17 protein-coding genes are annotated in these 22,387 nt (G+C 67.1%); 12 read left to right on the top strand and 5 right to left on the bottom strand.

Translation table 11 applies throughout. From position 1 onward, the window contains the following. Positions 1-14 precede the first annotated feature (14 nt). Complete coding sequence (locus tag AC3A3X_RS05640) at positions 15-1,154, bottom strand: efflux RND transporter periplasmic adaptor subunit (protein WP_487582062.1); 1,140 nt, start codon at positions 1,152-1,154, stop codon at positions 15-17. 300 nt (positions 1,155-1,454) lie between these two features. Between AC3A3X_RS05640 and AC3A3X_RS05635 the strand changes: the two genes are divergently transcribed. Together AC3A3X_RS05635 and AC3A3X_RS05630 are read left to right on the top strand one after the other, a co-directional pair. After that, on the top strand, positions 1,455-1,835 hold the full coding sequence (locus AC3A3X_RS05635) for a c-type cytochrome (protein ID WP_487582196.1): 381 nt from the start codon (positions 1,455-1,457) through the stop codon (positions 1,833-1,835). An 11-nt stretch (positions 1,836-1,846) separates the two neighbouring features. Next, complete coding sequence (locus AC3A3X_RS05630) at positions 1,847-2,281, top strand: c-type cytochrome (protein WP_487582061.1); 435 nt, start codon at positions 1,847-1,849, stop codon at positions 2,279-2,281. A 210-nt stretch (positions 2,282-2,491) separates the two neighbouring features. Here AC3A3X_RS05630 and AC3A3X_RS05625 read toward each other — a convergent pair whose 3' ends face one another. Together AC3A3X_RS05625 and AC3A3X_RS05620 are read right to left on the bottom strand one after the other, a co-directional pair. Beyond that, positions 2,492-4,303 (bottom strand): hypothetical protein, encoded by a 1,812-nt coding sequence (locus AC3A3X_RS05625; RefSeq protein WP_487582060.1) that lies wholly within the window; start codon positions 4,301-4,303, stop codon positions 2,492-2,494. Positions 4,304-4,322: 19 nt separating this feature from the next. Continuing rightward, entirely contained in the window at positions 4,323-4,919 is a 597-nt protein-coding gene (locus tag AC3A3X_RS05620) for an NfuA family Fe-S biogenesis protein (RefSeq protein ID WP_487582059.1), read from the bottom strand. A gap of 108 nt (positions 4,920-5,027) precedes the next feature. Between AC3A3X_RS05620 and AC3A3X_RS05615 the strand changes: the two genes are divergently transcribed. After that, positions 5,028-5,369 carry a 4a-hydroxytetrahydrobiopterin dehydratase gene (locus AC3A3X_RS05615; RefSeq protein WP_487582058.1) on the top strand — a complete coding sequence of 114 codons (342 nt, stop codon included), beginning with the start codon at positions 5,028-5,030 and terminating at the stop codon, positions 5,367-5,369. A 47-nt stretch (positions 5,370-5,416) separates the two neighbouring features. After that, a complete protein-coding gene (locus tag AC3A3X_RS05610; protein ID WP_487582057.1) occupies positions 5,417-5,857 on the top strand; it encodes an energy transducer TonB in 441 nt (146 codons plus the stop codon). Positions 5,858-5,971: 114 nt separating this feature from the next. Here the strand turns inward: AC3A3X_RS05610 and AC3A3X_RS05605 are convergent, their stop codons facing one another. Next, positions 5,972-6,967, bottom strand: a complete 996-nt coding sequence (locus AC3A3X_RS05605) for an RluA family pseudouridine synthase (RefSeq protein WP_487582056.1) — start codon at positions 6,965-6,967, stop codon at positions 5,972-5,974. Positions 6,968-7,397: 430 nt separating this feature from the next. Here AC3A3X_RS05605 and rne point away from each other — a divergent pair, with 430 nt between their 5' ends. Continuing rightward, the gene (gene rne, locus AC3A3X_RS05600) at positions 7,398-10,580 is read left to right on the top strand and encodes a ribonuclease E (protein ID WP_487582055.1); all 3,183 of its coding nucleotides are present in this window, start codon (positions 7,398-7,400) and stop codon (positions 10,578-10,580) included. Positions 10,581-10,685: 105 nt separating this feature from the next. Here the strand turns inward: rne and AC3A3X_RS05595 are convergent, their stop codons facing one another. Further along, positions 10,686-11,333, bottom strand: coding sequence for a response regulator (locus tag AC3A3X_RS05595; RefSeq protein ID WP_487582054.1), 648 nt, complete (start codon positions 11,331-11,333; stop codon positions 10,686-10,688). A 139-nt stretch (positions 11,334-11,472) separates the two neighbouring features. On the opposite strand from AC3A3X_RS05595, the gene AC3A3X_RS05590 reads away from it, so the two are divergent. The 7 genes from AC3A3X_RS05590 (at position 11,473) to AC3A3X_RS05560 (ending at position 22,385) form a co-directional block, all read left to right on the top strand. Then, positions 11,473-12,405, top strand: a complete 933-nt coding sequence (locus AC3A3X_RS05590) for a M28 family metallopeptidase (RefSeq protein ID WP_487582053.1) — start codon at positions 11,473-11,475, stop codon at positions 12,403-12,405. Positions 12,406-12,463: 58 nt separating this feature from the next. Beyond that, positions 12,464-13,270, top strand: a complete 807-nt coding sequence (locus tag AC3A3X_RS05585; RefSeq protein WP_487582052.1) for an isocitrate lyase/PEP mutase family protein — start codon at positions 12,464-12,466, stop codon at positions 13,268-13,270. Positions 13,271-13,886: 616 nt separating this feature from the next. Further along, a complete protein-coding gene (locus tag AC3A3X_RS05580) occupies positions 13,887-15,752 on the top strand; it encodes a DUF1302 domain-containing protein (protein WP_487582051.1) in 1,866 nt (621 codons plus the stop codon). 31 nt (positions 15,753-15,783) lie between these two features. Continuing rightward, positions 15,784-17,142: a DUF1329 domain-containing protein gene (locus AC3A3X_RS05575; protein ID WP_487582050.1), complete on the top strand. Its 1,359-nt coding sequence runs from the start codon at positions 15,784-15,786 to the stop codon at positions 17,140-17,142. An 84-nt stretch (positions 17,143-17,226) separates the two neighbouring features. Then, the gene (locus tag AC3A3X_RS05570; RefSeq protein WP_487582049.1) at positions 17,227-18,309 is read left to right on the top strand and encodes a WD40/YVTN/BNR-like repeat-containing protein; all 1,083 of its coding nucleotides are present in this window, start codon (positions 17,227-17,229) and stop codon (positions 18,307-18,309) included. Between the two features lie 25 nt (positions 18,310-18,334). Continuing rightward, on the top strand, positions 18,335-20,743 hold the full coding sequence (locus tag AC3A3X_RS05565; protein ID WP_487582048.1) for an efflux RND transporter permease subunit: 2,409 nt from the start codon (positions 18,335-18,337) through the stop codon (positions 20,741-20,743). Position 20,744: 1 nt separating this feature from the next. Beyond that, the gene (locus tag AC3A3X_RS05560; RefSeq protein WP_487582047.1) at positions 20,745-22,385 is read left to right on the top strand and encodes a 3-(methylthio)propionyl-CoA ligase; all 1,641 of its coding nucleotides are present in this window, start codon (positions 20,745-20,747) and stop codon (positions 22,383-22,385) included. Positions 22,386-22,387 lie beyond the last annotated feature (2 nt).

Raw genomic sequence — 22,387 nt, 5'->3', positions numbered from 1 at the left:
GCTCTCCGCGATGATTACTGCTTCTTGGCTTCGGTTTTGGCGGCCGCGACCTTCTTCGCCGGCTGGCCCAGCACCTGCACGACGGTGCCGTCGCGCAGCGCGGTCTTGCCGGCGACCACGACCTGGTCACCCACCTTCACGCCGGTGCGGATTTCCGCCCAGGAACCGTCCATGTAGCCCAGCTTGACCGGCACCCGGGTGGTCTTGTCGCCCTTGACGACGAACACCGCCGGGTCGCCGTCGTCCTCGAGCAGGGCCACGCGCGGGACCACCAGGGCATCGGCGCGCTGGTCGTAGTCGATCTTGATGCGGCCGAACATGCCCGGCTGCAGCACGCCGCCGCCGGCGAACGCACACACGACGCGGAACGTTCCGCTGCCGGAGTCCACCACCGGCGCTACGCGATCGACGGTGCCGGTGAAGACCTTGCCCGGCAGCGCATCGACCTGCATCTGCACCGGCAGGCCGGCCTTGAGCGTGACGAGTTCGCGCTCGGGCACGTTGAGGGTGGCTTCCAGGCGCGAGGTATCGACGATGCGGAAGATCGGGGTATTGATCTGGACAAAGTTGCCGGTCTTGATCGAGCGCGAGGCGATCACGCCGGAGATCGGCGCTTCCACGTTCGCGTAGGACAGCTCCAGGTTGGCCATGCGGTTGGCCGCGCGGGCCTCTTCGAGGTCGAAGCGCAGCTGGTCGTTGTCGTTGGCGCTGAGCAGCTTCTGCTCGGCCATCTGCTTGGCGCGCGAGTAGTTGGCCTCGAGCTTGCGCATGCGGGCGTCGGTCTGGGCGACCTGCTGCTGCGAGCGGGCGGCATCCAGGCGCACCAGGGTCTGGCCGGCGCGGATCTGCTGGCCTTCCTCGACAAGCACATTCAGTGCCACACCCGAAGTCTTGGCCACCACCTGGGATTCGGCCACCGGCTCCAGGGCCGCGGTACCGGTATAGCTGGCCGCGACCGCACGGCGCGAGGCCTTGGCGACCTCGACCGGAACGGCCTCCGGACCCTTCTCGCCCTCTTTGGCCTGGGCTTCCCCAGGGCCGCCACCGCCCTTGCAGGAAGCCAGCAGCAGGGCGCTCGACAGGGCCAGGCAGGGCAGCAGGAGGCCAGCGGCGCGGGCAAAACCACGGCTGCGATTTCGGGAGAGATGACGCATGAATTGAACCCCAAGGTGGCTGTTTACCGGACCGTATGCCGGTGTTGTAGATAGGTATATCACCTGCCCCGTTCACCAACATCCGCCGAAGGTCATGGTGACTGGAGCCATGTCGCGGGCGGAACCGTAGGGACAGTTCTCGACGACCGCAACAACCATCGATGCAAAATGGCACCGCTTCGTTGCATCGATATCGCAGGCTATACTTGCGCACTTATGCGCGGCCCTCCCGACGGACGGCCACGCGCAGCCAGCTTCAGAACCTTTCGCTAGCCATTCGAGATTGCGGACTACGACATGATGCGACCGCTGATGATCGCCGCCTGCTTCCTGCTGACCACCGCTGCGTCCGTCGCATCGGCCCAGGAAACCCAGGCCCCCGCCGCTGCCCCGGCCGCTGCCACCGCAACCACGGCGCCCGCCGTTGTGAAGGGTGATGCCGCCAAGGGACACCAGCTGACCTACACCTGCCAGGGTTGCCACGGCATCACCGGCTACAAGAACGCCTACCCGAACTTCCACGTGCCCAAGATCGGCGGGCAGTCGGCGGAGTACCTGGTCAACGCGTTGAACGAATACAAGAAGGGCGCGCGCAAGCACCCGACGATGCAGGCCCAGTCGCAGAGCTTCTCCGACCAGGACATCGCCGATATCGCCGCCTTCCTTTCGTCCCTGAAGTGAGTGAGCAGACCATGACGAACAAGATCCTCGCCATTGCCCTGCTCGCCTCGCTTGCAGTGGTCGGCTGCTCCAGTTCCGACACCCCGGCCGAGCACTCCGCCGCCGACCGCGGCGAAGGCCACACCTCCTCGTCCGCCGGCCTGCCGGCCGGTCACATCGCTGCCGGCGAACAGCTGGCCAGCACCAAGGGCAAGGCCACCGGCCAGTCCTGCGTCGACTGCCACGGCGCCGAAGGCAATGCCCCGATCGACGGGACCTACCCGAAGCTCGCCGGCCAGTACTACGACTACATCGCCCACGCCCTGCAGGCTTACCGCGACGGCGACCGCGAGCACGCTCTGATGTCGAGTCAGGCCAAGGACCTGACCGACCAGCAGATCGCCGACCTGGCCGCGTACTTCGGTTCGCGCCAGAGCAACCTGCGCGACCTGCACAACGCACACTGATCGCCTCGACGCGCGATATAACGGAAAAGCCCGCTTCGGCGGGCTTTTTCGTTCGTGCGCGTCGTCACGCCATCCCAACCACATCCTGCACTCCACACACCGTCATCCCCGCGAAGGCGGGGATCCAGGGACGTTGTCTTTCCGCTTTCAGGCGAGGAGCAAATGGGTCCCGGCGTTCGCCGGGATGACGGTGAGGGTCGCGAAACCGCCTCAGCCGCCTGCCGGCTTCACCGAGCCATTGTCTTCCTGCAACGCCGGCTTGAACGGTATCGCCGGTGGCGGTCGCGCGCCGGCAGGCTGGTCGTTGAGGTTGGGATCACTGATGCCGCAACCGCCGCCCAGGCTCAACATCGAGATCACGCACTCGATGCTCTTGCCGGTACCCGGGATCGGAATCGCCACCTTCCTCACGCCCCGGCGCACCCATTCGGCGAGCAGGGACTCGTTGGGAACCCAGTACTTGTCGAAGCTCGTCGGCTCGAAATCGTTCGGCTTACGACGCAGCCACGTGCCGGCCCGGTCGAGGTCCTTGATCTCCTCGGTGATCGTGCCCGGCGGCTGCCCCGGCGAAGCCGAACCGGGCGCATCGGCGATCCGCACGCTGCCGTCGCTGCTGTAGAGCCCGGGCTGCTCGCCACGCTGGCCGCCGGGACGATTGCGGATCGATTCGCCCCAATCGTCGCCATGCGTCGGCGTCGACCAGGTTCCGGCGGCGGGCGCCGGCTTCGGTCCGGCACCGGCGCCGGCCACGGGCTGCGTGCCGCTCCCGGCCGGCGCTGCCGGACTCGGCTGCGTGGAACCGGGCGTGCCTGCGGCAGGCGCAGACGAAGTGCTGGCGGCGGCAGCCGTCGTCGCCGGGCTGGTCGCCGGTGCTGCCGTTGCGGCGCTGGCAGCAGGCGCGCTGGCTGCGGGTGCAGGCGATTGCGCCGGTACGGCGGGCGCCGGCGACGAAGGTGCAGGCGTCGGCGGGGTCGGAATCTCGGCCGTGCGGATCGTGGGGGTGGTCGATCGCACTTCCGGCACCGGTACTGCCGGCGCCGGCAGCGCGCGCACGAGTGCCGGCGGCAGTTGCACGGGCACGGGCACTTCGCGAACGGCGACATCGCGCTGGCGCTGCTCGATGGAAGGTGCGGCGACGTCGCGCGGGGTGATGTTTGGGCGGATCGGCTGCACCGGTTCGGCCACCTCCGCCGTGCGCACGGTTGGCGTCGCCGTGCTCAGCTCCGGAGCCACCACGACCGCTTCCGGCGGGCGCCGCCGCGTCGGCGGCAGGACGAACACGGTCGGTTCGCTCGGCGTCGGTTCGCTGACTGCGACCGGCTGCTCGACTGTCGGAGCCGGTGGCGGCAACTGCGGCTCGGGAACCTCGCGCTGGGCGACCTCGGGGATCGGCGCGTCCACGGTCGGTGCCGCCGTCGCGACCTCGGGCGGGGTGAGCGGTGCGCTCGGCGTGGTCGCCGCGGTCTCCCGGGTAGGCGTGGCAGCGGCGGCCTGCTGCGGTTGCTGCTGGACCTGCTGCTGTGGCTGTTGGCCCGGCTCGCCCGGACCGCCGCCCGGTTCCTTCGGCGTGCCCTTGCCGACGTACTCGACCATGACCACTTCTTCGCCCTGCGGTTGCAGTGCGCTGACGGCCATGAAGCGCAGGTACATCAGATAGAGCAGCATCGCCGCGAAGAACACGTGCCAGAGCACCGTGAACACGGCGGCAAACCAGTGCACGCGCCGATCGATGCGGTCCTGCTTCACATCGCCGTGCCAGTCCTGCCGCCACAGCGTGGCGAAGGACTGCCAGCGGGTCAGGTCGCCAATGCGCTTTGGCGGCGGAACGGACAGCGGGCGGGCAAGGAATACCTCGATGAACGCATCCGCAGTCGCGCCGCGAACCGCACCGAGGCGCTCGTGCATGCTCGCGAACCAGGCTTGCCAGCCCGGCGGAAACTCACCCGGTGGGCGCCGCAAGTGCGGCGAAATCAACTGCAGCCTTCGCTGCAGGGCGTGGATCAGTTCGGCGGCGGAGAACATCTACGTCGCCGCGCCCTGCTCAGGCCGCCGAATCGCGGCGGATGTAGGGTGCGTCGCCGGTCTCGTGATCGGTGGCGTCACGCACGGCGGTCACTCCGGGCACTTTGGTCATCAGCGTCTTCTCGATGCCCTGCTTCAGGGTCACGTCGGCCATGCCGCAACCGTGGCAGCCGCCACCGAAGCGCAGCACGACCACGCCCTGGGCGGTGACTTCCTGCACGGCGACACTGCCGCGATGGGACGCGAGCTGCGGGTTGATCTCGTGCTCGACAATCCAGTGCACGCGCTCGACCAGCGAGGCCGATTCGGCCGGCTCCTCGCCCTTGATCTTGGGTGCGCGGATCTGCAGCTGGCCACCGGTGGCCTGGGTTTCGTAATCGATCTGGGCGCCGTCGAGGAACTTCACGCTGGCGGCATCCAGCCACACCGTGAAGCCTTCGCAGTCCACCGCCCACTCGTCACCTTGCAGGTCGCCGGGCTCGGCGAACTCCAGGCGCACGTCCGCGCGCGGCGTGCCGGCGTGGACCGCCGACAGGCGCACGCCCAGGCCCGGCAGGGCCTCGCGCTCGATCAGCTTGAGGAAGTGGCGCTGGGCGGATTCGGAAATGTTGATCATGGGGGCTATTCTACCGGGGTCCGCGCAGCACGATGGTGCGCCCCCTTGGAATGACCGCCGACGATGGCATCTGTTCAGTCGGCGGGCCGCGTGAAGGAATCCTTGCCGATGAACGACCTCGTCCCCCTCGCCCAGGCCCACTGCCTCGCCCGCCGTGGCAGCGAACACCGGCTCAGTGAAGCTCGCATCCGCGAACTGCTGCCGCAGGTTCCGGGCTGGGAGCTGGTCGAGGACGGGCATGCGCTCACCAGGACGTACTCGTTCGGCAACTACTACGAAACCATGGCGTTCGTGAACGCGCTGGCATTCATGGCCCACCGCGAGGACCACCACCCCGATCTCGGCGTGCACTACAACCGCTGCATGGTGCGCTATTCGACCCACGACGTCGGAGGCCTGAGCGAGAACGACTTCATCTGCGCGGCCAAGGCCGACGCCCTGGCTGGTTGACCGCGCCCGCACATTCCACATTCCCCGAGGCAGTCAGCATGGACACGATGAGTACGCTTCGCCGCCACCGCTTTGTCGCGCTGGCCTCGGTCACGCTGCCCCTGCTGCTGGGCGCCTGCCACAAGGCGCCCGATCAGCCGGCACCGGCGGCGGTCGCACCGACCGAGTTGATGGCGGTCGACACGCCTCCCCCGGGGTATCCCGAGGAACTGGCCTGCGACAACATCGGCGGCCAGGTGTTGCTGGCGCTGTCGGTGGGTGCGGACGGCAAGGTTGCTTCGGCCGATGTATTGCGCAGCAGCGGCATCGCACCGCTGGACAAGGCCGCGCTGGAAGGCGTGCGCAACTGGACCTTCAAGCCGGCCACGCGCGGTGGCGTGGCGCAGTCGAGCAAGTTGCAGGTGCCGGTGAACTTCCGGCCGCCGGCGGTGCGGCCGCAGTCGTGCTTCGCGCTCGACGAGCAGCGGCGTCGCGCTGGCGGCAAGTAGTCCTCCGCAACGGCAGAGGGATCCCGGTTTTGCCGGGATGACGGTGACGAGGCGGATGGGCTACGGGCCTGGGTCCCGGCTTTCGCCGGGATGACGTGACGCAGCGGGGTGCGGCTATGTCAACCGGTCGAGCACGTCGATCAGCTCCGGCGCCAGCGGCGCATTGAGCAGGTAAGGTGTCTTGCCGTTGTCGAGCGAGAACTCCAGCGTCGAGGCGTGCAGGAACATCCGCTTCAGGCCTACCTGATCGCGCAGCCGCTTGTTGACCTCGGCGTCGCCGTACTTGTCGTCGCCGGCAATCGCGTGGCCGATGTGCTGGGCGTGGACGCGGATCTGGTGGGTACGGCCGGTCTCGATCCGCACCTCGCAATAGGACTGCCCGCCACGGCGTTCGAGCACCTTGAAGTGGCTCAGTGAGGCCTTGCCCGCCGGATTGACCTGGACATGGCGCTCGCCGCCTTGGCGCAGACCCACGTGCAGCGGTGCATCGACGGTCATCACGCCGTCGGGCATGCGCCCGGTCAGCAGCGCCAGGTAACGCTTGCGAATGCCGATGCCGTCGTAGTCGCGGTCCTCGCGCATCAGCGCCTGCAGTTCGGTCAGGGCCGAGCGCTTCTTGGCCACGACCAGCAGCCCCGAGGTGTCGCGGTCCAGGCGATGGACCAGCTCCAGGCTCTGGTTCGGCCGCAGCGCCCGCAGCGATTCGATGGCGCCGTGGCTGATGCCGCTGCCGCCGTGGCTGGCCAGGCCGGCCGGTTTGTTCAGGGCCAGCAGGCGCGCGTCCTCGAACACGATCGCCGCCTCGAGGGCATCGAGCAGTCCCTTCGGCGGCGTCGGCTTGTCGCCTACCTCGCTGAGACGAACCGGCGGGATCCGCACTTCGTCGCCGGCCTCGAGCTTGCGCTCGGCCTTGGCGCGGCCGCCGTTGACCCGGACCTGGCCGGAGCGGACCAGCTTGTAGACCAGGGATCTGGGCGCGCCCTTGAGCTGGCCGAGCAGGAAATTGTCCAGGCGCTGCCCGGCCCGATCGTCGGGGACACGGACGGTGCGGACCTGGCTGGCGTCCTGGCGAGGCGCCGGGCCGGGGTTGGGGGAGGCTGAATGGGTCATCCGGGGGAGGTTATCTGATACACTCGCGACGCGAGATAAGGTTTTGATTTCGCAGGAACTTGCACTCAAAGGCCGAAAGCCCCTGTCCTGCGATTCCGGTCCGCGTCTAACCACTGCCCCCGGGGTAGCCATGTTAGCAGCGATGGTCCGGCGGAACCGGTTCCCGCCCGGTGGGTCAAACCACCTGTGATGAACACGTCCCGTGCGGCGTTCGCGCCGCCGGCCCTAGTACCAGGAAAATAGAGACAAGCGCTCCCGCGGCGTGCCGTGGTGTCGTAGCGCTGGAAAACTTGAAGCCGCCGCGCCCGGATCATTCCCTGGCAGAGGCAGGCTTGCGGTATCCAGAGGCGAAACGCCCACGGCGTTCCGCGGCTGCAGGACGCATGCGTCCTGCGCCGACCACGCGCAGGAGCGCGCGAGGAACGCAACAATGAAGCGAATGCTGATCAATGCGACGCAGGCAGAAGAACTGCGCGTCGCCACCGTCGATGGCCAGACCCTGTACGACATCGACATCGAGCAACCGGCGAAAGAACAGAAGAAGTCCAACATCTACAAGGGCCGCATCACCCGGCTCGAACCCTCCCTCGAGGCCGCCTTCGTCGAATACGGCGGCGAGCGCCACGGCTTCCTGCCGCTGAAGGAGATTTCCCGCGATTACTTCCAGGCCGGCGTCGACCACAACAAGGCCGGCCTGCGTGAACTGCTGCGCGAAGGCCAGGAAGTCGTGGTCCAGGTCGACAAGGAAGAGCGTGGCAACAAGGGCGCCGCCCTGACTACGTTCATCTCGCTGGCCGGCCGCTACATGGTGCTGATGCCCAACTCGCCCACCGCCGGCGGCGTCTCGCGCCGGATCGAGGGTGACGACCGCGCCGCGCTCAAGCAGGCGATGGACAGCCTGGACATCCCCGACGACATGGGCGTCATTATTCGCACCGCCGGCGTCGGCCGCGATGCCGAAGAGCTGCAGTGGGACCTCGACTACCTGCTGCAGGTATGGAAGGCCATTGCCGAGGCTGCGCTGACCAAGCCGGCCCCGTTCCTGCTGTACCAGGAATCGCGTCTGATCATCCGCGCCCTGCGCGACTACATGCGCCCGGACATCGGCGAGATCCTGGTCGACACGCCGGAGATGTACGCCGAGGCGCGCGACTTCGTCGAGCAGGTGATGCCGCACAACCTGCGCAAGCTCAAGCACTACACCGACGACACCCCGCTGTTCAACCGCTTCCAGATCGAGTCGCAGATCGAGAACGCCTACGAGCGCGAAGTGCGCCTGCCGTCGGGCGGCGCGCTGGTGATCGACCAGACCGAAGCGCTGACCGCGGTCGACGTCAACTCGGCGCGCGCCACCAAGGGCGGCGACATCGAGGAGACCGCGTTCAACACCAACCTGGAAGCGGCCGAGGAAGTCGCCCGCCAGATGCGCCTGCGCGACCTCGGCGGACTGGTGGTGATCGACTTCATCGACATGGCGTCGAACAAGCACCAGCGCGACGTCGAGAACCGCCTCGCCCACGCCCTCAAGCAGGACCGTGCGCGCGTGCAGATCGGCCGCATCTCGCGCTTCGGCCTGCTCGAGCTGAGCCGCCAGCGCCTGCGTCCGTCGCTGGGCGAATCGAGCCAGATTGTTTGCCCGCGTTGCGAAGGCCATGGCCGTATGCGCAGCGTCGAGTCGCTGTCGCTGTCGATCCTGCGCCTGGCCGAAGAGCACGCGATGAAGGAGAACACCGGCCAGGTGCTGGTGCAGGCTCCGACCGAGATTGCCAACTACCTGCTCAACGAAAAGCGCCGCGCCCTGAGCGAGATCGAGAAGCGCCACGATGCGCCGATCCTGATCGTCGCCGACGAGCAGCTGCACACCCCGCACTACGAAGTCACGCGCATCCGCGAGAACGAGCTGGGCGAGGAATCGAGCAAGCCGAGCTACCAGCGTGGCACCCCGCGCAAGCTGCCGACGCATGCGCTGACCAAGGCCCACTTGAACATCCCGCCGACCCCGGCGGTGACCAACGTCAAGCCGGCCCAGCCTGCCCCGCTGCGCGAGCCGCGTGAGCAGCCGGTCGATCAGATGCCGGCACCGGCCCCCGTGGTCGCCACGCCGACCCATTCGATCGGCGTGGTCGAGCGCATCCTGCGTTTCTTCCGAGGCAGCCAGCCGGTTGCCGCGCAGCCCGCCCCGGCCGCGCGTCCGCAGGATGGCCGCGGTCGCAATGACCGCAACGCACAGCGCCGCGATGGCCGCGGCGGCAAGCAAGGTGGCCGCGATGGCCGCCGTGACGAGCAGCCGCGTCGTGACGAGGCACGTCGTGACGAGCCGCGTCGTGACGAGCAGCGCCGCGACAAGCAACAGGCCCAGGGCAACCAGCCCAAGCAGCCGCAGCAGGCCAAGCAGCAGCAACAGCAGCAGCAGCCCAAGCAACAGCAGCAGCCCAGGCCGCCCAAACCGCAGGCCGAAGAGCGCCAGCAGGCGCAGGCCCAGCAGCAGGCGCAGGGCGAAGCCGCGCCGCGTCCGCCGCGCGAGCCCAGGCCTGTCGCAGCCAAGCCGGAAGCAGCACCGGTGACGGAGGCCGCGATCATCGCAGCCGCCGCGCCGGCGACCGTCGCCGCCGCAGTGGCTGGTGAAGCCGTCGAAGCCGCCAAGGTCGAGGGCGTTGTCGCCGCGACCAACCCCGGCGAGAACGCAGCCGTCGCTGGCGAAGCCGCCGGCGAAGGCAGCGGTCGTCGTCGCCGCGGTCGTCGTGGTGGTCGTCGTCGTCGTCGTGGCGGTGGTGGTGAAGGCACGGCCGGTGGCGAAGAAGCCGGCATGCAGGATGACCACCTGCTCGATGACGAAGACGACACCGGCAGCGAGCACGCTCCGGCACCGGCTGTCGGGGCGAACCGTTCGCAGCCCGAGTTCGACTTCGATGACGAGGCCGATTCGGGCACGCAAGTGGCCAAGCCTGCTGCCGTCGCTCCGGCCGCGGTCGCCGTGGCTGCAGTGGCAGCGGTTGCACCGGTGGTGGTCGAGGCCGTGAAGGCCGAACCCGTCACCGCCCCTACCCCGGCCGTCGAGCCTGAGGCGCCGGTTGCGACGATCGAAACGGCTGCACCGAAGCACGACGAAGTGGCCGTTGCCCCGGTCACCCCGGTAGCGGTCGTCGAAGCGAAGGTTGTAGTCGCTGACGCTGTCGCCGAACCGGTGGTCGAAACCGTGCCGGAACAGGTCGCGATCGAAGCGCCTACGGCGGTCGAAGCGCCCGTCGCGGAGAGCCTGCCGGAAGCGCCGTCCGTACAGGATGACGTGCAGGACGAGCCGGCGAAGTCGGCACGCATCGACGAAGTGCAGATCACCGACTCGCGCCCGGTCGCACCGGCCGCGTCGGTGGCGGACATTCCGCGCACGGCGGGCCTGTTCGACGCACTTCCGCAGGAAGGCATTGCACCGGTCGAAGTCGAGCCGGTTGCCGCAGCGGCCGATGCCGCCGTCGCTGGCGCCGATGCCAGCGCAGAAACGGCCGCAGTCGAGCCGGCTGTTGACGAGCCGGCTGTTGACGAGCAAGCCGACCTGGCCGCGCACGAACTCGACAAGCGCGGCAGCGAGCCGAAGCACGAGGAAGGCCACGCCTGATCGGCGTCAGCCTTTCCGCGTTGCGCACCAGCAGGACTGGCCGCCATCGGCGGCCAGTCCTGTTTCCGGGGTATGGATCAGCGCCTGGTTCGCAGGCGCGACACGCTAGAGCGCGTTGACCGGATCCACCAGGCCGTAACGACTGGCCATGCGCGCCAACGCGATGTTGTCGTGGATGTCGAGCTTCTCGAACAGCCGCGCCTTGTGCGTGTTGACGGTCTTGGCGCTCAGGCTCAGGCGCTTGGCGATATCGTCCTGGCGCAGGCCCTGCACCAGCAACAGCGCCACTTCCAGCTCGCGCGGGGACAGTTCGTCGAACGGCGACGAATCGCCGGCGATCCCTGACAGCGCCAGGTTCTGGGCAATGCTGCTGGCCAGATAACGCTTGCCGCGTGAGACGTCGCGCACGGCCCGCACCAGCTCACTGGCATCGCCGCCCTTGCCCACGTACCCCGACGCACCGGCCTCGAGCAGGCGCTTGGGCATGGGCCCGTCCTCGAGCACGGAGACGATGATCACGCGCGTGCCGTGATCGCCACGCACCACGCGTTCGGTGACCTCCAACCCGCTCAGTCCGGGCAGGTGCAGGTCGCACAGCACGACGTCGGGTTGCAGCTTGCGGATCATCGGCAATGCCAGCTCGCCGCTCTCCACGTCCCCCACCACTTCGATGTCGGTCTCGGCCGACAGGATCATGCGCATGCCCGTCCTGACCAGCGCATGGTCGTCTACGATGAAAACTCGGATGCTCATCCTTTTCCCCGGGCAGTTTTTCGCCGGTTCCGAGGCTACGCGCCACCTTACGGGGGCGCAACCCGGCAGGCCCAATGGCCCATTGCACTGGGCGCAAGCTTGGGCACACTGCGGACTTTCCCGACAAGGATTCGATCAGATGCGTCAGCTCGCCCCCGCTCTTGCCGTGCTCCTGGTTGCCGCATGCGCTCCGACCACGCAGGCAACGCGCCCCACCGTCGCCGCGGTGGTTGCGCCCGCCGTCGATAGCCCGGCAACGCAGTGGCTTGGCGATGTGCGCGCGATTTCCGACGCCGGCGCCAATGCACAGCGACGCGCCGCGATCACGCAGCGAATGGATGCGATGGGCATCACCTGGCGCAAGGAAGCATTCGTGGACGGCAAGCGCGAGGGTGAGAACCTGATCGCCGATCTCGGCGGTCCGGACGGCGCACCGCTGCTGCTGATCGGCGCCCACTCCGACCGCGTGGAACTCGGCAAGGGCGCCACCGACAACGCCTCCGGCAGCGCCACCGTGCTGGCGCTCGCGCAGCGGCTACGCGCGCAGCCGCTGCAGCATCATCGCGTCGCGATCGCGTTCTGGGACCTGGAAGAAGCCGGTCTGCTCGGCTCAAAGGCTTACGTCGCAGCAGGCAAGGTCAAGCCTGCGCTGTACGTGAACTTCGACGTGTTCGGCTGGGGCGACACGCTATGGATGATGGCGCCTGCGCAGGGCCAGCAGGCACTGGTCGACACCAGCAGGACCGCAACGCAGTCGGTCGGCATCGGCTTCTCGCCGGGCGAGCAATACCCGCCCACCGACCACCTGCCCTTCATTCGTGCCGGTTGGCCAGCCGTTTCGTACTCGCTGGTAGGTGCCGACGAAATCAAGCTGGTACTTGAAGCCTATGCCGGCAAGAAGCCCGCCGCGCCGGCGAAAGTCATGTCGGTCATCCACAGCGACAAGGACACGATCGACCAGGTCGATGCGAGCGCTGCCGTGCGCGGCGTCGATGCCGTCGAGAAGGCATTGCGCGGCTGGGATGCCGCTTCGCCCGCGGCTGCAGCGAACGTGTCCGAAAGCGGCCAGTAAGCGCCCGGCGCCTGTGCCACGCTTCGGACATCCCACATAACCGCCCCCCGAGGACGTCATGTCGAACAACGCCCAGCACGCATCGCAGTTCCGCCAGCTCCATGCCAGTGGCCTGCTGTTGCTCCCCAACGCGTGGGACGCCGGCAGTGCGCGCCTGATCGAGAGCCTCGGCGCAAAGGCGATCGCCACCACCAGCGCCGGCGTGGCCTGGGCCAATGGCTACGCCGACGGCGACCAGTTGCCCATCGCGCAGCTGGCCGCCACGGCTGCCGCGATCGCACGCGTGATCGCGGTTCCACTCAGCATCGACATCGAGGGCGGCTACTCCGAGGATCCGGCGACCGTTGCCGACAACGTCGTGCGGCTGGCCGGCATCGGCGTAGTCGGCATCAACCTCGAGGACGGCGCCGGCACGCCGGACCTGCTGTGCGCGAAGATCGGCCGCATCAAGCGCGAATGCGCACAGCGTGGTCTGGAGGTCTTCATCAATGCGCGCACCGACGTGTACCTGCGTGGCCTTGCGCCTGCGGGTCAACGCGTCGAACCGACGCTTGCACGCGCCGCGCTTTATCGCGAAGCCGGCGCCGATGGTCTGTTCGTGCCGGGCCTGACGGAAGGCGACGAGATCGCCGCCGTCGCCTCGCGCGCCGGCCTGCCGCTCAACGTGATGCTGCGCCCCACCCTGCCCGACACGGCGACGCTGGAGACACTCGGCGTGCGTCGACTGAGCGCCGGTTCCAGCCTCTCGGAAGAAGCCTTCGCCCATACCCGAGCCGGAGCCATGGAATTCCTGCGCAGCGGCCGCGGCACGGCCTCTGCCGATGTCATGGGGTATGGGGCGATCAACGCACTGTTTGCCGGCTGACGCCAGAAGAGCGGCGGGCCCGTGGCCCGTTCGCCTTGTCACCGTCATCCCGGCGAACGCCGGGATCCATTTGCTTTTGTACTGCGACACGTCCATGGGTTCCCGCCTTCGCGGGAATGACCGATGTGAAAGCAACGTCGTCGCTTGGATTCCCGCCTTCGCGGGAATGGCGGGCATAAGAGCAACGTCGCTGGGTTCCCGCCTTCGCGGGAATGACGGGCAGCAATGAGGGTGAGAAGCCCCTCTCCCGCTTGCGGGAGAGGGGTTGGGGTGAGGGCCGCCGAAGACCGGGCAACGAAATGCCGAAGCCGCAACAGCAACAGCAGATCCCTCACCGCGTTCCGGACGACAGTCGACTGGCCGCCCTGACGCAGCCAAGTGAAGGTCCGCGAAGCACTGCCCCGTCCTCAACAGTGCCAGGCGGAAAACACATCGCTGTTCATGAAAACGCTCCAGAAGGCTTGTCATGAAATGACAAGTCAATGACGCTGTTTGTAAAAATTTGCACCCCCCTGCCTCCCTATAGTCGATCGCTCCATTCGGTTGCCGCCGCGAAAGAACGGTCGGCCCGGAGGACTTTCGAACACAACCACGGGGGCGGGGTGCAGTGAAGTCATTGAACGCAAACCAGGCAGTACCAAAGGCGCCCAGGCGCCTGCTCAGCGCCATGATCACGGCCGCGCTGGCGGCCACCGGCAGCGCCGGTGCAGTGGAGATCGACACCGGTAATCCGGACATCGTCCTGCGCTGGGACAACACGATCCGCGTCAACCTGGCCAATCGTGTCGAGAACCAGGACACCTCGATCCTCAACAGCCCGAACTACGACGACGGCGACCGCAATTTCGACACCGGCATGGTGTCCGAGCGCCTGGACCTGCTGAGCGAGTTCGACTTCGTCTACCAGGACCGCCTGGGGTTCCGCGTCAGCGCCGCAGGCTGGTATGACCTGGCCTACGAGAACCTCGACAACGTCAACGTCGGCACGTCCAACCACCTGCGTGACGGCCGCGCAGCGATCGGCCTGAGCGACGAAACCGACCGCTTCTTCCACGGCCCGTCGGGCGAGATCCTCGACGCCTTCGTGTTCGGCAAGTTCGACGTCGGCGCGGTGCCGGTCAACGTCAAGCTTGGCCGCCACACCGTGTTCTGGGGCGAGGCCATGCTCAACCCGGTGCACAGCCTGAGCTACGGCCAGTCGGCACTGGACCTGGGCAAGCTGTTCTCCGTCCCGGGCACCGAAGCCAAGGAGCTGTTCCTGCCGCGCGAAGCCATCTCCGCGCAGATCCAGTTCACCCCGGAGCTGTCTTTCGCCGGCCAGTACTTCTTCGACTGGGAACAGGCGCGCATCCCCGAAGCCGGCTCGTTCCTCGGCTTCAACGATCACCTGCTCCGCGGTGGCGAGTCCTTCATCTTCAGTGCCGCGCCGGTGACCGCAGCCAATCCGCTGGGCATCAACCGCCTGGTGCGCGGCGAGGATAGCGACCCGGACAAGCACGGCGACTTTGGCCTGTCGACGCGCTGGAGCCCGCAGTGGCTCGACGGCACGCTCGGCGCCTACTACCGCGTCACCGCCGACGTATTGCCGCAGGGCAACGCAACCCCGGCCGTCCGCCCGGGCACGCCTGCTGCCCTGTGCACCGCGCTGGGCCTGGTGCCCTTGAATGCAACCACCTGCTACATCAACCCCTCGGCAGCAACCGTGCCGGAAGTGCTCGGCGGCACCATCGGCCGTTATGCCGCCGCCTACGCCGACGACATCAAGATCTATGGCCTGAGCCTGTCGAAGAACCTGTGGGGCGTCAGCGTCGGTGCCGAGCTGAACTACCGCGAGAACATGCCGCTGCTGAGCGACACGGTGAGCGTGCTGCCGGCGTCGCTGGCACCGCTGGCCGCGTCGTTGCCGCCGGGCAGCCTGTTTGCAGCACCCACGGAAGGCGAATCCGGCGGCGCACGCGGTTCGACCTGGCATGGCGTGCTCAACGGCTTCGCCAGCTTCTCCGACACACCGATCTGGGATGCCGCCAACCTGATCGTCGAACTGACCTGGAACCACTGGAGCGACGTGAAGGAAGGCGCCGCGGTCTTCAAGGGCCGCAGCAACTACACCGTCATCGGTCCCGACGGCACGCCGGTAACGCCGGAAGACAAGGTCACCAAGGACTTTTACGGCCTGGCCGTCAACTTCACGCCGACCAGGTACCAGGTGTTCCCGGGTGCCGACCTGTCCGTGCCGATCAGCTACTCGCAGGGCATCAGCGGCAACTCCGCCGTGCTGCTGGGCGGCAACGAGGGCGCCGGCAGCTATTCGGTCGGCGTCGCCGTCGACCTCCACTCGAAGTACCGCTTCGATCTGAAGTACGTCGACTTCCTCGGCAACGCCACCACCGGTCCCACCAACGCCATCACTTCATACGGTGGCGCCAACTCGCTGCTGACGGATCGCGGCTTCGTGGTCTTCACCTTCAAGACCACGCTCTGAAGCACTCCAGACATCTGTAGAGGAACACATCATGAATTTCGCCAAGACACTCCTTGCCGGCGCCCTGCTGGCCGTCCTCGGCAACGCCCAGGCAGCCGTCAGCGCCGACGAGGCCAAGCAGCTCGGCACGCGCCTGACCCGCGTCGGCGCCGAGACCGGCGGCAACACCGACGGCACCATCCCGGCCTACACCGGCGGCCTGGCCACGCCACCGGCCAGCTTCAAGGCGGGCAGCTCCATTCGCACCGATCCTTTCGCCACTGAAAAGCCGCGCCTGACGATCACCGCCAAGAACATGGCCCAGTACGAAGGCCAACTGACCGTCGGCGCGCGTGCGCTGCTGAAGAAATACCCGAACTACCGCATCGACGTGTACCCGAGCCACCGCACCGTGGCCCTGCCCGACCGCGTGCTCGACAACACCGCCGCCAACGCGACCCGCGCCAGCACCAAGGACGGCGGCCTGGGCATCTCCGGCGCCATCGGCGGCTATCCGTTCCCGATTCCCAAGAGCGGCTACGAGGCGATGTGGAACCACCTGCTGCGCTATGTCGGCGTTGCCAGCAACTTCAAGTACGACAACTGGAACGTCGACGCGTCCGGCACGCCGGCGCTGGCCACCAGCGGCAAGCTGTTCGTCGAGTATCCCTACTACGATCCGGCGGCGACCAAGCCGGCGGAAGAAACCGACGTCTACTTCCGCACCAAGATCTTCTACAACGCACCGGCACGCCGCGCCGGCGAAGCGCTGATGGCGATCGACGTGGTCAATCCGTTCAAGCGCCCGCGCCGCGCATGGCTGTACCTGCCCGGCCAGCGCCGCGTGAAGCTCGCGCCGGACATCTCCTATGACACGCCCAATCCGGGTACCGCCGGCTCGGCCACCTACGACGATGCCTGGCTCTTCAACGGCTCGATGGACCGCTACGACTTCAAGCTGGTGGGCAAGAAGGAGATGCTGGTTCCGTACAACACCTACCGGCTTACCTACGCCAAGAAGGCCGCGGAGGTGACCACGCCGCAGTTCGTCAATCCCGACCTGGTGCGCTGGGAACTGCACCGCGTCTGGGTCGTGGAGGCCACGCTCAAGCCGGGCAAGCGCCACATCTACGCCAAGCGCACGTTCTACCTCGACGAGGACAGCTGGACCGCACTGGCCGCCGACCAGTACGACGCCAACGGCCGCCTCTACCGCGCATCGTTCGCGCACATGTCGCCCAGCTACGACACGCGCACGCCCAATGCCGAAACCCAGGTGTTCTACGACCTGACCTCGGGCGTCTACAACATCAGCTTCCTGATGGGGCCGTACGACGGCATCCGTTACACCAACCCGCTCCCGGTCAACCAGTGGTCGCCCGATGCACTGGCCGGTGCCGGTGTCCGCTGAGTCCTGACGGACACGACCTCCGGCGGCGGTCTGCCGCCGCCGGGGGTCTGCACTTCCAAGTCCTGTCGCTGAACGAAATCACACATGAATCACCTTCGCTTTGGACACGCCGCCATGGCCGGACTGGCGACGCTGCTGGTCGCATCCGTCGCTTCGTCGGCCCCCGGCCGAACCACGTTCACGGATGTGCTCGACCAGCCCGCCACGATCAGTGCACTGGCCACGCAACGCGCGCTGCAAGCCAGCGCCGTGGCCGGCAACCGCCTGGTCGTCGCCGGTGCGCGCGGTCATATCGTCTACTCCGACAACCTCGGCACGTCCTGGCACCAGGCAAAGGTCCCCGTCAGCGCCGACCTGACCGCACTGCATTTCGCCGACGCAAGTCAGGGCTGGGCGGTCGGCCACGATGGCGTGGTTCTGCACACCGCCGATGGCGGCGCTTCCTGGAACGTCCAGCTCGATGGCCGTCGCGCCAATACGCTGATGCTCGAGTACGTCCGGCAACTGCCCGCGACCACCGATATCTCCCTGCTCGACGCACTGAAGGCCGAGGCCGAGCGCGCAGCGACGGAAGGCCCGAGCCGGCCGTTCCTCGATGTCTGGTTCGCCAATGCAAACGAAGGCTTTGTCGTCGGCGCCTACAACCTGATCTTCCACACCAGCGACGGTGGCAAGACCTGGGAACCGTGGATCGACCACACCCAGAACGATCGCTTCTACCACCTGTATGGCATTCGTGGCAGTAGCGACGGTCTGTATATCGTCGGTGAACTGGGACTGGCGCTGCGCTTCGATCCGGCGACGTCCCGCTTCGACGCACTGCAAACCCCGTACGAAGGCAGCTATTTCGGCCTGCTCACCAGGCCCGGGCTCGTGCTCGCCTACGGATTGAAGGGCACGGCCTATCGCTCACGCGATGGCGGCAAGCACTGGCAATCGGTGGACACCGGCACCACCGCCTCGATCACCGCCGGCCAGGTCATGCCCGACGGACGACTGCTGCTGTGCTCGATGGCGGGTGACCTACTGGTGAGCGGCGACGACGGTGTGCATTTCCGTCGCCTCGACCTGAAGGGCGCAATGCCCTGCACCGGACTGGCCGTGTCCGGCGATGCCGTGGTCCTGACCGGACTTCGTGGCGTGCGCGTCGTACGCCCTGAACTGTAAACCGACTGTCCGAGAGGATATGCGCTTGAACAAGCTAGACACGCCGCTCGACGACATGCCGGTCGTCCACTCGATCGAGGGCTTCGACCATCGCTCGGGCCAGTTCTTCGAGCGCGCCATCTTCAATCACCGGCTGCTGATCGTCGTCGCCTGCGCGCTGCTGACCGTGCTGCTCGGATTCCAGGCGACGAAGCTGGCGATCAATGCCGGCTTCGAGAAGATGATTCCGCACGGCCACGCCTACATCAGGAACTACCTGGAAAGTCGCGGCAGTCTGCGCGGCCTGGGCAACTCGGTGCGCGTGGTGGTCGAGAACACCCAGGGCGACATCTTCGATCCGGACTACCTGGAAGTCCTCAAGCAGGTAAACGACGAAGTGTTCCTGATGCAGGACGTCGACCGCGCCTGGATGAAGTCGATCTGGACCCCGGCCGTGCGCTGGAGCGAGGTCAACGAGGAGGGGTTCGTCGGCGGGCCGGTGATGCCGGACAACTATGACGGCACGCCGGCGTCGGTGGATGCGCTAAAGCTCAACATCCGCCGCGCCAATATCGTCGGCAACCTGGTCGCCAACGATTTCCGTTCGACGATGGTGTTCGTGCCGCTGCTCGAGCGCAATTCGCAGACAGGCCAGCGCCTGGACTACCACGCGTTCTCGCAGCAGCTCGAGGAGCGCGTCCGCGCCAAGTACGAGGCCGTCGGGCACGGCAAGGTCAAGATCCACGTGATCGGCTTCGCCAAGCTGGCCGGTGACCTGATCGAAGGCCTGGTCAAGGTCGCCAGCTTCTTCCTCGGCGCCGCCCTCATCGCCGCGCTGATCATCTTCCTGTATACCCGCTGCGTGCGCAGCACCGTGCTGGTGGTCGCCTGTTCGGTGGTCGCGGTAATCTGGCAGCTGGGCCTGGTTCGCCTGCTCGGCTTCGAGCTGGACCCGTTCTCCGTGCTCGTGCCCTTCCTGATCTTCGCCATCGGCGTCAGCCATGGTGCGCAGAAGATGAACGGCATCATGCAGGACGTCGGCCGTGGCACCCATCGGCTGATCGCCGCTCGCTACACCTTCCGTCGCCTGTTCCTTGCCGGCCTGACCGCGCTGCTGGCCGACGTGGTCGGTTTCGCCGTGCTCATGACCATCGATATCCCTGTGATCAAGGAGCTGGCACTGACCGCCAGCATCGGTGTCGGCGTGCTGGTGTTCACCAACCTGATCCTGCTGCCGGTGCTGCTGTCCTATGTCGGCGTCAGTCCGGCAGCGGCCAGGCGCAGCCTGCGCGAGGAAGACGAAGAAGCACGCGGGCGCGGCTTCGGCGCCTTCTGGAACATCCTGGACCGGTTCACCGAACGGCGCTGGGCAGTAGCAGCGATCAGCTGCGCCGTATTGCTCGCGGCAGGCGGCCTGTGGATCAGTCGCGGCCTGCAGGTCGGCGACCTCGACCCCGGCGCGCCAGAGCTGCGCAAGGACTCGCGCTATAACCTCGACAACGCCTTCATCACCGCCAACTACGCGCTGTCGAGCGATCTGTTCGCGGTGATCGTGAAGACGCCCAAGGACGCCTGCCTGAACTACAAGACCCTGATCCAGGCCGATCGCCTGGGCTGGGCACTGCAACAGGATCCGTCGGTGCAGACCACCGTGTCGCTGGTCGATGCGGTGCGCAACATCACCGCTGGTTCGTTCGAGGGCAACCCCAAGTGGTTGACCATCAACCGCAACCAGGACGTGATCAATTACTCCGGTCAGCAGGCCACGGTGCTCAACCCGGATCTGTTCAACACGCAGTGCACGGTACTGCCGGTGATCGCCTACCTGGCCGATCACAAGGCCGACTCGCTCAAGCGCGTGGCCGCCATCGCCGAGGACTTTGCCGCGCGCCACAACGATCGCGACGTGACCTTCAAGCTGGCCGCCGGTTCGGCGGGCATTGAAGCGGCCACCAACGAAGTGGTCAGCAGTGCCAGCCGCTCGATGCTGCTGTACGTCTATGGCGCGGTCGCATTGCTGTGCTTCGTGGCGTTCCGCAGCTGGCGCGCGGTGGTCGTGGCGGTCCTGCCGTTGATCCTGACCTCGATCCTGTGCGAGGCGCTGATGGTCGGACTGGGCATCGGCGTCAAGGTCGCCACGCTGCCGGTGATCGCGCTGGGTGCCGGCATCGGCGTCGACTACGCGTTGTACCTGCTGAGCGTGCAGTTGGGCCAGCAGCGTGCGGGCGTGCCGCTCGCCGCGGCCTACCGGCATGCGGTGATGTTCACCGGCAAGGTCGTCGCCCTGGTGGGCATCACCCTGGCCGCGGGTGTCATCACCTGGGCGTTCTCTCCGATCAAGTTCCAGGCCGACATGGGTATCCTGCTGACCTTCATGTTCCTGTGGAACATGATCGGCGCACTGGTCCTCATTCCCGCGCTCTCGCACTTCCTGCTGCGCAAAGTGGAGGCATGACATGTTGGGTTTGATGCAGGACCACAAGCTGCTGGTTTCGTCCCTGATCGAGCATGCGGTGGCTTGCCACCCGGATGCGGAAGTGGTCTCGCGCACGGTCGAAGGCCCGGTGCACCGGTGCACCTACCGCGACATCCATCGACGCGCACGCCAGGCGGCCAGCGCCCTGACCGCCCTGGGCGTGCAGCGCGGCGACCGCGTCGGCACGCTGGCGTGGAACGGCTATCGCCACATGGAGCTGTACTTCGGTGTGTCCGGCATGGGTGCGGTGCTGCATACCGCCAACCCGCGCCTGTTTCCTGAGCAGCTCGAGTACATCATCAACCACGCCGAAGACACGGTCCTGTTCTTCGACCTGAGCTTCGTGCCATTGGTGGAGAAGCTGCTGCCGAAGCTGGCGAGCGTTCGCCACTTCGTGGTGATGACCGACCGCGCGCACATGCCCGAATGCGCCATCCCCGGCCTGCTGTGCTACGAGGAACTGCTCGCGGCGCAGACCGCCGGCTACGACTGGCCGGATCTGGATGAGCGTGCCGCCGCCTCACTGTGCTACACCTCGGGCACGACCGGCATGCCCAAGGGCGTTCTGTACTCCCACCGGTCCACCGTGCTGCACGCCTACGGCGCCTGCACCGTCGACAGCCTCGCAGTTTCGAGGGGCGAAACAGCGTTGCTGGTGGTCCCGATGTTCCATGTCAATGCCTGGAGCATGCCTTACGCCGGCGCCATGAGCGGGGCCAAGCTGGTCCTGCCCGGCCCCGCCCTCGACGGCGCAAGCGTCTATCAATTGCTGCGCGATGAGCGGGTAACCCTCGCCCTGGGCGTGCCCACGGTCTGGATGATGCTGCTGCAGCATGTGGCAAGCGAAGGCCTGCAGCCGTCCGCCGAACTGGCGCTGCGCCGTGTCGTGATCGGCGGCGCCGCGGCGCCGCGGGCGATGGCTGAAGTGTTCGAACGCGACTTCGGTGCGTTCGTCGTCCATGCCTGGGGCATGACCGAAACCTCACCGGTCGGCACCGTGTGCAACCTGTTGCCCGAGCACGCTTCGCTGCCGCTCGAAGAGCGACTGCGAGTGCAGGCCAAGCAAGGTCGCCCGGTGTTCGGCGTCAGCCTGAAGCTGACCGACGAGGACGGGCGTCGCCTGCCCCACGACGGCCAGGCAGCGGGCCACCTGAAGATTCGCGGTCCATGGGTCGCTGGTGCCTACTACCGTGACGACAGCGGATCGATCCTGGACGACGAGGGGTATTTCGACACCGGTGACGTTGCGACCATCGACCGCGATGGCTACATGCAGATCACCGACCGCGCCAAGGACGTGATCAAGTCCGGCGGCGAGTGGATCTCCTCCATCGCGCTGGAGAACGCCGCGATGGGCCACCTGACCATCGCCGAAGCGGCCGTCATCGGCATCGCCCACCCGAAGTGGCAGGAGCGACCGCTGATGCTGGTGGTCGTCAAGCCCGGCCAGACGATGGAGCGCGAGACCGTGCTGCGCTACCTCCAGGACCGCGTCGCCAAATGGTGGCTCCCCGACGACGTGCTGTTCGTGCCGCAGCTGCCGCATACCGCGACCGGGAAACTGCACAAGGCGGCGCTGCGCGAGCAGTTCCGCGATTACCGGTTTCCGGAAGAGGCCTGAGT

The organism is Lysobacter sp. Soil_N_23 (assembly GCF_057656135.1).
This window is presented reverse-complemented; position numbering and strand designations above follow the sequence as displayed.

Excerpts from the sequence above, each read along its gene's own strand:
- AC3A3X_RS05640 (WP_487582062.1), bottom strand. The coding sequence starts at position 1,154 with ATGCGTCATCTCTCCCGAAATCGCAGCCGTGGTTTTGCCCGCGCCGCT.
- AC3A3X_RS05635 (WP_487582196.1), top strand. The coding sequence starts at position 1,455 with ATGCGACCGCTGATGATCGCCGCCTGCTTCCTGCTGACCACCGCTGCG.
- AC3A3X_RS05630 (WP_487582061.1), top strand. The coding sequence starts at position 1,847 with ATGACGAACAAGATCCTCGCCATTGCCCTGCTCGCCTCGCTTGCAGTG.
- AC3A3X_RS05625 (WP_487582060.1), bottom strand. The coding sequence starts at position 4,303 with ATGTTCTCCGCCGCCGAACTGATCCACGCCCTGCAGCGAAGGCTGCAG.
- AC3A3X_RS05620 (WP_487582059.1), bottom strand. The coding sequence starts at position 4,919 with ATGATCAACATTTCCGAATCCGCCCAGCGCCACTTCCTCAAGCTGATC.
- AC3A3X_RS05615 (WP_487582058.1), top strand. The coding sequence starts at position 5,028 with ATGAACGACCTCGTCCCCCTCGCCCAGGCCCACTGCCTCGCCCGCCGT.
- AC3A3X_RS05610 (WP_487582057.1), top strand. The coding sequence starts at position 5,417 with ATGAGTACGCTTCGCCGCCACCGCTTTGTCGCGCTGGCCTCGGTCACG.
- AC3A3X_RS05605 (WP_487582056.1), bottom strand. The coding sequence starts at position 6,967 with ATGACCCATTCAGCCTCCCCCAACCCCGGCCCGGCGCCTCGCCAGGAC.
- rne (WP_487582055.1), top strand. The coding sequence starts at position 7,398 with ATGAAGCGAATGCTGATCAATGCGACGCAGGCAGAAGAACTGCGCGTC.
- AC3A3X_RS05595 (WP_487582054.1), bottom strand. The coding sequence starts at position 11,333 with ATGAGCATCCGAGTTTTCATCGTAGACGACCATGCGCTGGTCAGGACG.
- AC3A3X_RS05590 (WP_487582053.1), top strand. The coding sequence starts at position 11,473 with ATGCGTCAGCTCGCCCCCGCTCTTGCCGTGCTCCTGGTTGCCGCATGC.
- AC3A3X_RS05585 (WP_487582052.1), top strand. The coding sequence starts at position 12,464 with ATGTCGAACAACGCCCAGCACGCATCGCAGTTCCGCCAGCTCCATGCC.
- AC3A3X_RS05575 (WP_487582050.1), top strand. The coding sequence starts at position 15,784 with ATGAATTTCGCCAAGACACTCCTTGCCGGCGCCCTGCTGGCCGTCCTC.
- AC3A3X_RS05570 (WP_487582049.1), top strand. The coding sequence starts at position 17,227 with ATGAATCACCTTCGCTTTGGACACGCCGCCATGGCCGGACTGGCGACG.
- AC3A3X_RS05560 (WP_487582047.1), top strand. The coding sequence starts at position 20,745 with ATGTTGGGTTTGATGCAGGACCACAAGCTGCTGGTTTCGTCCCTGATC.